This window comes from Collimonas sp. (genome assembly GCF_044339385.1).
GTDB lineage: Bacteria > Pseudomonadota > Gammaproteobacteria > Burkholderiales > Burkholderiaceae_D > Collimonas.
The window spans coordinates 1-7,893 of the sequence record NZ_JBIIVN010000239.1 but is presented as its reverse complement, the minus strand read 5'-3'; the positions used below and the strand labels follow the sequence as shown (position 1 = coordinate 7,893).

Genomic DNA, 7,893 nt, shown 5'->3' with positions numbered 1-7,893 from the left:
AACTCAGGATCGGGCTTGGCCCGTTTGGTGCGTTTTACGTAGGTCATTTTTTCCTCTATGGTGGCAGTGTGCTGCCAAATGACCGTTTACACAAAACTAATTACACCCTCGTATGGTATCGAGTGTCTGACCAGAAGCGACCCAGTCCTGCACCCACTTCGGTTGCCGGCCGCGACCGGTCCATTGCAAATTGGCATCGGATGGATGACGATAACGCACTGCAACCTTGGCCTGTGGCGCCAAACTCTTGCTACGCGAACCGGCGCCCAACAGATCCTGCAGAGAGATACCGGCAGTATGGGCAATTGCCAAAATCTGTTCGCGCGCTTTGTTTCGCTCTTGCAGCTCTCGATCTTTCAAAGTTTGCTTGATCTCATCTTGTAGCAAGCGCAATTCAGCAACCGATAATCCTGATAAATCCATACCAACCCCCAACGAAAAAGAAATTTAATCAAATACTGCTTTGGTAATCAGTGCAGCAACACCTCACCTACATCCGACGTGCGCTGCTTCGCTCGCCAGATAAAATCCTCGATCCCACACTGTGGCGCATATTCCGCGACGGCCCGCAATAACAGCGCACGCACTTCCTCATAAGCGAATCTGTTGCAAGCATCATCCAGCTTGCCCAACAAATCCTCAAGAATATTCCACGGAATCTCGATCTCTTGCGCACGCATGATCAGCGGATGTTGAGTTCCCTCAACATTCTCTCCTATCAGCAATTCCTCATATAATTTTTCACCAGGCCGCAAACCGACATGATTGATTTCTATCGTGCCATCGGGATTCTTATCGGACAACACCTCCAACCCGCTCAGATGGACCATGCGTTTGGCCAAATCGATAATCTTGACCGGCTCGCCCATATCCAGCACGAATACATCCCCACCCTGCCCCATCGCCCCGGCCTGCAGCACCAACTGTGCAGCCTCAGGAATGGTCATGAAGTAACGGGTAATTTCAGGATGCGTCAACGTAATCGGACCACCCGCCATGATCTGCTTGCGAAACAGCGGCACGACCGAACCGGACGACCCGAGTACATTGCCAAATCTCACCATACAGAACCTGGTTTTTGCGCCGCTCTTGGCCTGCACACGCGAGAATGCCTGCAATATTAGTTCGGCAAAACGCTTGGTCGAGCCCATCACATTTGTCGGACGCACCGCCTTGTCTGTCGATATCAACACGAATGACTTGACACCTGCTGCCATAGCAGCCTTGGCCACACTCACGGTTCCGAAGACGTTATTCCGAATTCCCTCAATCGGATTATGCTCAACCAACGGCACGTGTTTGTAGGCAGCTGCGTGATAGACCGTTTCCACAGCAAACGTACGCATGATGCGTTCGCATTTTTCCATCTCCAATACCGAGCCTAGAAAGGGCAACAGTTCGATATCCAGATCCAGACTTCTCCGCAGCTCACCCAACTCCTGCTCAATCGCATACAAACCGAACTCTGACATTTCGAGCAAAATCAGACGAGATGGTCGCTGGCGAACGATCTGCCGGCATAGTTCGGAACCGATGGAACCGCCAGCACCAGTTACCATAACTGATTTCTTTGCAATACATGCGGAAATCAACTCTGGATTTGGGTCCACCGCATCGCGCCCCAGCAGGTCTTCAATTTCCACCTCACGGATGTCCTGCACGCGCAACTCGCCATTGATCAAGCTTTTAATCGGCGGCGTGACTTTTATCTTCACCTTGAAAGGTTCAAGCTTATCGAGAATATGCTTATGCTGTAGCTTGCTCACAGACGGCATTGCGAGCAAAATTTCCTTGCAGTTGTAGCGCGCGATTAACTCGGCTATCTGGTCGGGTGAAAAAACCTTGATCCCCGCAATAGTCGCCCGTTGCAACTCTTTTTTGTCATCGATGAACGCAACAGGGAGATATTCATTACCGGCGCGCAAAGCACTTGCCAATTGCGTGCCAGCCTGGCCGGCACCATAAATCGCCACCGGGACCGCGCCAACAATACCACTGACGCGCAACAGATAGCCACGCGCCAGAAACCTGCTGGCAGCCACATACAAGATCGCACTGACCCAATAAATACCGAAAACCGCACGCGAATAACCGGCGGTTTGTGTAAAAGTGCCAATTGCCCCTAATGCAACCACAGACAATGTAACGCCCAGCACCGCCACATACACAATTTTGTGGTCTATAAAGCGGATCACCGCACGATACAAACCAAGTCTTACAAAAATCGGTATCGATATAAGCGGCACAGCGACGATCAATAGACCGTACTGATGCATCAACCAGCCACTCAGCCCATCATGCCGCAACCATATTGCAAGACAAAATGTTAGCGGCAGCAAAATCAGGTCAACTGTCGCCGCAATTATTTGCTTCTTCAGGCGCGATAAATTTAAAAATGAAATCATATGGGCAACTCGGCATTTCACTATCTTGGGAAAATTGATACATCAGCGTAAACTGCTTTAATACCAGATCGACTGTCAGTGCGTAATTCCATCTCTTCGAATGACTTTTAAAAAAGTCAGAAACATGATTTTTATATCCATTAAAAAAGAACGACGCTCAAGATACTCGACATCCAGCTTGACCTTTTCAGGAACAGGCAACTCATCCCGTCCATTGATCTGCGCCCATCCTGTCAATCCAGGCAACAGTTGATCAACGCCGTGCGCAGTCCTTAATTCGATCAGATCATTTTGGTTGAACAATGCAGGGCGTGGGCCAACAAAACTCATGTCGCCCTTGATAATACTCCATAACTGAGGCAACTCATCGAGGCTAGATTTACGCAAAAAAGATCCAACAGGGGTAAGGAATTTCTTTGGGTCAGTAAGCAAATGGGTTGCAACAGCCGGAGTATCGACGCGCATGGTCCTGAATTTTGGCATTTTGAATATTCGATTACCACGACCGACACGATCAGACCAATAAATAACCAGTCCAGCCGATGTCACTCTGACTAGTAGCGACACCATGACAATTGGAATCAATAACAGAATCGATGCAATCAATGAAAAAAATAAATCAAAAAATCTTTTCATACCCCTCCAATTGTTCAGGAAAATATCTCGATCAACCATTTACGCAAACTATATTTCGCATAGATATCTTCATCAACAGGACGAAAATCCGTATTGATGAAACTATCTGGGACGAGTGGTGCAAGCCGATCAATTACAAGGATATTATTAGAATCATAAAAATCATAACTCTTGACATCGGAATTTGTTGTAATCAACTTACGCTTGGCCCCAAGGCATTCTATAGTACGCATAGTTAACCCGGTTTGACCCGGATGGTGCACGTCAACCAATATCTGGCTTCGCTCTATCAATGCCAGTGTATTTTCGGACTTTAATGACTTCCACTTTACATCAGACCAAGGGATCAATCTGAATTGACTGTCGACGATTTTCCTAATAGCAAACACCCATTTGCTTTGATAGAAAAAATGAGCGTAAAGACGGACATTTGGTTTAAGGTATTTGACAGCTGCCCAAACTTTTTTTACGACGAGATAGCGATCTGAATGTATTGACCCTAGAAATAATAAATCAATAACGGACTGTCCTTTTGTTTTTTTTGACAGGCCCAAAACTTCATAGGCACGGGTATAAAAAAGTGACAGATGCTGTATTTTTTTATTCTTAATGGCATCAAAACGGTCGAAACTATAAACTTTGTCAAAGTACTTTAGCTTCTCATAGCTATTCTTAAAGTTTTGTAATGAATCCCACGAATAGTATAAAAATCTTGCCTCCGGCAAAATTTCTCTCAAAATTTGAATTTTCTCAGCAGGAAATGCCTCTCCCTTTATCACAAGTACTACATCATAGTCAACGTCAGCAGCTTTCCTAATGATATCGTCGAAATATTTATTGACTATTTTTGCTACTAATTGAGGACGAAAGCGGATCATTGCCTTCATCAACGAAGTTGACGAAGGCCTGTCATCATACCAATCAACTTGATTACCAAATGCCTCCAACTCTCGCTTAATTTCTTTTTCGTACCCGAAAAAACGTGGGGCGATAAATAATATACGTTCACCTGTTTTAAGCATATTATTTAAACCTGTTTGACTATACGCGCCGGAATTCCGACAACAGTTGCTCCGGAAGGAACGCTGTCAACAACAACAGCGTTTGCGCCAACACGTACATTATTACCAATTACTATCGGACCAAGAATTTTTGCTCCAGCTCCAACAATCACGTTATCGCCGATATCAGGTCTGGACGAACTGGAATAGTCAAGGTCAATTTCACGAGCTCCAAAAGTGACATTATGATAAATCGTCGCGTTCTCACCAATCTTATTTGCACCGATAACTGTTCCCTGTGTATGTGGGAAATAAAGTCCAGGACCGATTTCACAGCGTACAGCAATCTCAAGACCAAATATTACAAAATTGATCATCGACAATATTTTGGCTAGTAATGATATTTTTTTTTGAAAGCACCAATGAGATAATCGAAAAATCACAATAGGTGTAAATCGAGGCGAGAATATTGCCAACATTAATCCTAGCGTAGTCGTTTTTTTCCCACCCTTGCCAGAAAAAAAATATTGTCTGGCCAAATCGGCATATAAGGTCTCCCGCAATATCATGACATCATCTTACGTTTTTTTAGTTCCTGGTTTGCCTTATCCAAGCCATCTTCAGGTAACGGTTGTGACAGCACCCAGTTAGTAAATTCCTCAATCCCTTTTTTTAACGATATTTTTGGCTCAAAGCCAAGCTTCTCCCGTATCAGACTCATATCGGCATAACAGTGGCGGATATCGCCAAGCCGATACTGCCCGGTGACTTCAGGACGAATTTTCCCACCAAAGGCATCGACCAGCATATTGGCAATTTCAAGCACAGATGTTGGCTCTCCCGCACCAACGTTGAACGTCCCGCCATTAGCCGCATCACTTTCCAATGCCAACTGAATTGCTCGCGCGATATCGGTGATATGCACAAAATCGCGGCTTTCACAGCCATCCTCAAATATCGGCAGAGACATGCCACGACGAATGCGGGTAGAGAAAATCGATAATATGCCGGTATAAGGGTTATTAAGCGACTGCCCAGCTCCATACACATTTTGGAAACGCAAAACCACTGTTCCGATGCCGAGAGAGTCACCAGCTATGCGGATAAGATCCTCCTGAGCATATTTTGTCGCTGCGTAGATCGATGCAGGACTCTGCCTAGCGGACTCGCTCGTAGCAACCGCTGAAATAGCACCATTGCAATGGGGACATAACGGATCCCATTGATGATTTTTGAGTGCTGCGGCACTACGGGCGCCAGGGTAGACTAGGCCATGCGTCTTACACGCGTATGCTCCCTCACCATAAATAGAGCGCGAGGAAGCCAAGACGACCTTTTTTATATTATGTGGATTATTAGCAAGAAAATCCAGCAGTTGAGCCGTTGCTTGACTATTCACCGCATTGTAGTGTGCAATCTGATACATAGACTGTGCCGTGCCAGTTTCAGCAGCCAGGTGAACAATTGCATCCATGCCGTTAATCGCGGCAGCTAAGGCCGATGGGTTGCAAATATCACCACGTAAAATTTCAACGTTGTCCAAATTGACAAAATTCTTGCCAATCCTGGGAATTACGCCATGAATTTGAGGACTCAAATTATCGAATACGCGGATCTTATAATCACCATTCGAAAGCAGTAATTTTGTCAAATTAGTACCAATAAAGCCCAAGCCACCAGTAATTAAAATATTCATAATTAAATTTTTATTCTTTGCCTAGAAAACAATGCTATTGGTATTAGAACAACCAACCCGCCACTGAATATCATTGGGGGCAGAGAATTAACTCCGAGATAAAATAAGGAAACAAAAGACGCACATTTGATTGGAACATTATCTGACAAAACAAGTATTTTAACTATGAGAGCAAGAACGGCCGCATACAACAAAACACCAAACCATGAAAAATTAACAAATGCATCAATAAAGTAAACTGTGTTTGAAGACCCCGTACCTGTTTCGTTTTGTCCCCATTGAAACTCAAAAACATCACGTTCTAAATTCACTTTTGGCACATCAAGAAAAGTTGAAAAAACACCAATTGATTTACCTAGTACATAATCACCACGAAGTACAATATTTTGATATCGCAACCAATCTATCGCTGTAGCATAAGGTATCCATGTAACACGATTTAAAATATAGCACAGCTGACTATCACATTTAAATAATTGATAAGCTTCAGGAATTGATGCCGCACCGCCAGTTTCAGGTACTGTGCTCATATTATCCTGACCGCCCCCTCGTGACAAAAAAGAAACCCCAGCTATAAATATAGCCAAAAACACTATGATACGAAAACTCTTATTACTTTTTCCCGAGTTAACTGCCAATATAATAATTGGAACAACAGCTAGAATAGCGACACTTTTTTCAAGCGTTAAGGCAAGACAAAATAAAAATGGGATCAAAAAATAAAATCTTAATTTATTCCTTCTATAAAACAACGAAGCTATCGTATATGGCAAGAAAGCCATTACGAATAATGCATTGACATAAGGAAAAATGGCTTCCCATCCCTCCCTTGTCCGGAGAAACATCTCTCGACTTCTTGCAAGTTCATCAATACTTGCACCTTTAAAAGCCATAAATAGAGCTATTTGATCAGTTGTAATAATCGCGTAAACGATTAACAGAAAATAAGCCCCAAATACCACAAATGGATAATTCGCAACATCAAATGACGATTTCCAAAATCGATGAAAAAACCTATGGAAATATCCCCCCCCAAATACGATATAAAAGAAAAATAAATATGAGAAAAGAGATACGAAAGCAATCGCTAAAAATAACAATGCATAATTTTGGTCATAAACGTAAAAACCAATAATGCTTTGAGGAAGATAAAAAAATGCAAGAACCCACAAGTGGAAATTTTGCATTCTCTTTAAAGCGAGAAAATATTTCATATTTTTCTTATTGCGCTTTATTTCAAGCGATATTTATAGAAATTCAAGATTTTCCCAATAAATTCTGAAATAATTGGCAGCGCAGATATAGCATACAAGATCCTATATGATAAATTTTCTCCATCCAGGATAATACAGCGCCTGAAAAGATTTTTCGCCACATCACGCTTTTTTCCCAATTGCCGAAATCCTTCTCCTGCGATATATCGAGCCTTGGCCCGTTTGCAATATAGGATTAAATCAACTCGTACCGGATATTTCTCCATAAAAATATCTATATTCGCTATCGATTCGCCAAGCAACTCTAATGTTTTATCACTTGCGCCATGACCATGTTTTCGATAACGCGCATAGATACCGTTGAGCTTTGCAATCTTGCCATGCATTGCCAATTCCAGCATGAATAGCCAATCTGACACCATTGGTAATCTACTATCGTATCCACCAACAGGAACTGCCGAAGCTCTATGCATTAGAGAGGAGCCTCCAGGAATACCCATTTTTACCAACATGTCCTGAATATTCAAGATGTCGTCCGACGGCTTTTGGTTTGTTATATGCAGTGTTCTACCTGTTTGATGTTGAAATACCTCGACAGCATGATAGGAAAGACTGACGTCAGGATTTTCTATAAAAATCTCGACTTGGGCCGATATTTTCCCAGGAAGAAACACATCATCCCCGCCTAAAACGGCAATCAATTCGCCACTACATGCTTTTAACGCCGAATTACAATTCCCTGTAATCCCAAGATTTTTCTCATTTAAAACGAGAACAAACTTTTCAGGAAATTTAGCAGCATAATCTTGTAATATATTTAGTGTATTATCTGTTGAAGCATCATCAGCCACAACTATTTCTAGATTATCATAATCTTGCAATAACACGCTATCAATAGTTTCGCGAATTAAATACTCTTGATTATAAGTTACAATCATCAC

8 protein-coding genes are annotated in these 7,893 nt (G+C 43.0%); all 8 read right to left on the bottom strand.

Going from position 1 to position 7,893, the window contains the following annotated elements:
• Positions 1 to 96: 96 nt before the first annotated feature.
• Positions 97 to 423 (bottom strand): H-NS family nucleoid-associated regulatory protein, encoded by a 327-nt coding sequence (locus tag ACIQ0R_RS12600; RefSeq protein WP_395828063.1) that lies wholly within the window; start codon positions 421 to 423, stop codon positions 97 to 99.
• A gap of 47 nt (positions 424 to 470) precedes the next feature.
• Positions 471 to 2,405: a polysaccharide biosynthesis protein gene (locus tag ACIQ0R_RS12595; protein WP_395828066.1), complete on the bottom strand. Its 1,935-nt coding sequence runs from the start codon at positions 2,403 to 2,405 to the stop codon at positions 471 to 473.
• Between the two features lie 75 nt (positions 2,406 to 2,480).
• The gene (locus ACIQ0R_RS12590) at positions 2,481 to 3,041 is read right to left on the bottom strand and encodes a sugar transferase (RefSeq protein ID WP_395828061.1); all 561 of its coding nucleotides are present in this window, start codon (positions 3,039 to 3,041) and stop codon (positions 2,481 to 2,483) included.
• Between the two features lie 14 nt (positions 3,042 to 3,055).
• Positions 3,056 to 4,063 (bottom strand): hypothetical protein, encoded by a 1,008-nt coding sequence (locus ACIQ0R_RS12585; protein WP_395828058.1) that lies wholly within the window; start codon positions 4,061 to 4,063, stop codon positions 3,056 to 3,058.
• A gap of 5 nt (positions 4,064 to 4,068) precedes the next feature.
• Positions 4,069 to 4,611, bottom strand: a complete 543-nt coding sequence (gene epsC / locus ACIQ0R_RS12580; RefSeq protein ID WP_395828055.1) for a serine O-acetyltransferase EpsC — start codon at positions 4,609 to 4,611, stop codon at positions 4,069 to 4,071.
• Entirely contained in the window at positions 4,608 to 5,738 is a 1,131-nt protein-coding gene (locus tag ACIQ0R_RS12575; protein ID WP_395828052.1) for an NAD-dependent epimerase/dehydratase family protein, read from the bottom strand. Before ACIQ0R_RS12575 ends, epsC begins: the two co-directional genes overlap by 4 nt.
• Positions 5,739 to 5,740: 2 nt before the next feature.
• Positions 5,741 to 6,952, bottom strand: coding sequence for a hypothetical protein (locus ACIQ0R_RS12570; protein WP_395828048.1), 1,212 nt, complete (start codon positions 6,950 to 6,952; stop codon positions 5,741 to 5,743).
• 17 nt (positions 6,953 to 6,969) lie between these two features.
• The coding region (locus ACIQ0R_RS12565; RefSeq protein WP_395828045.1) for a glycosyltransferase at positions 6,970 to 7,893 on the bottom strand (924 nt) is incomplete at its 5' end.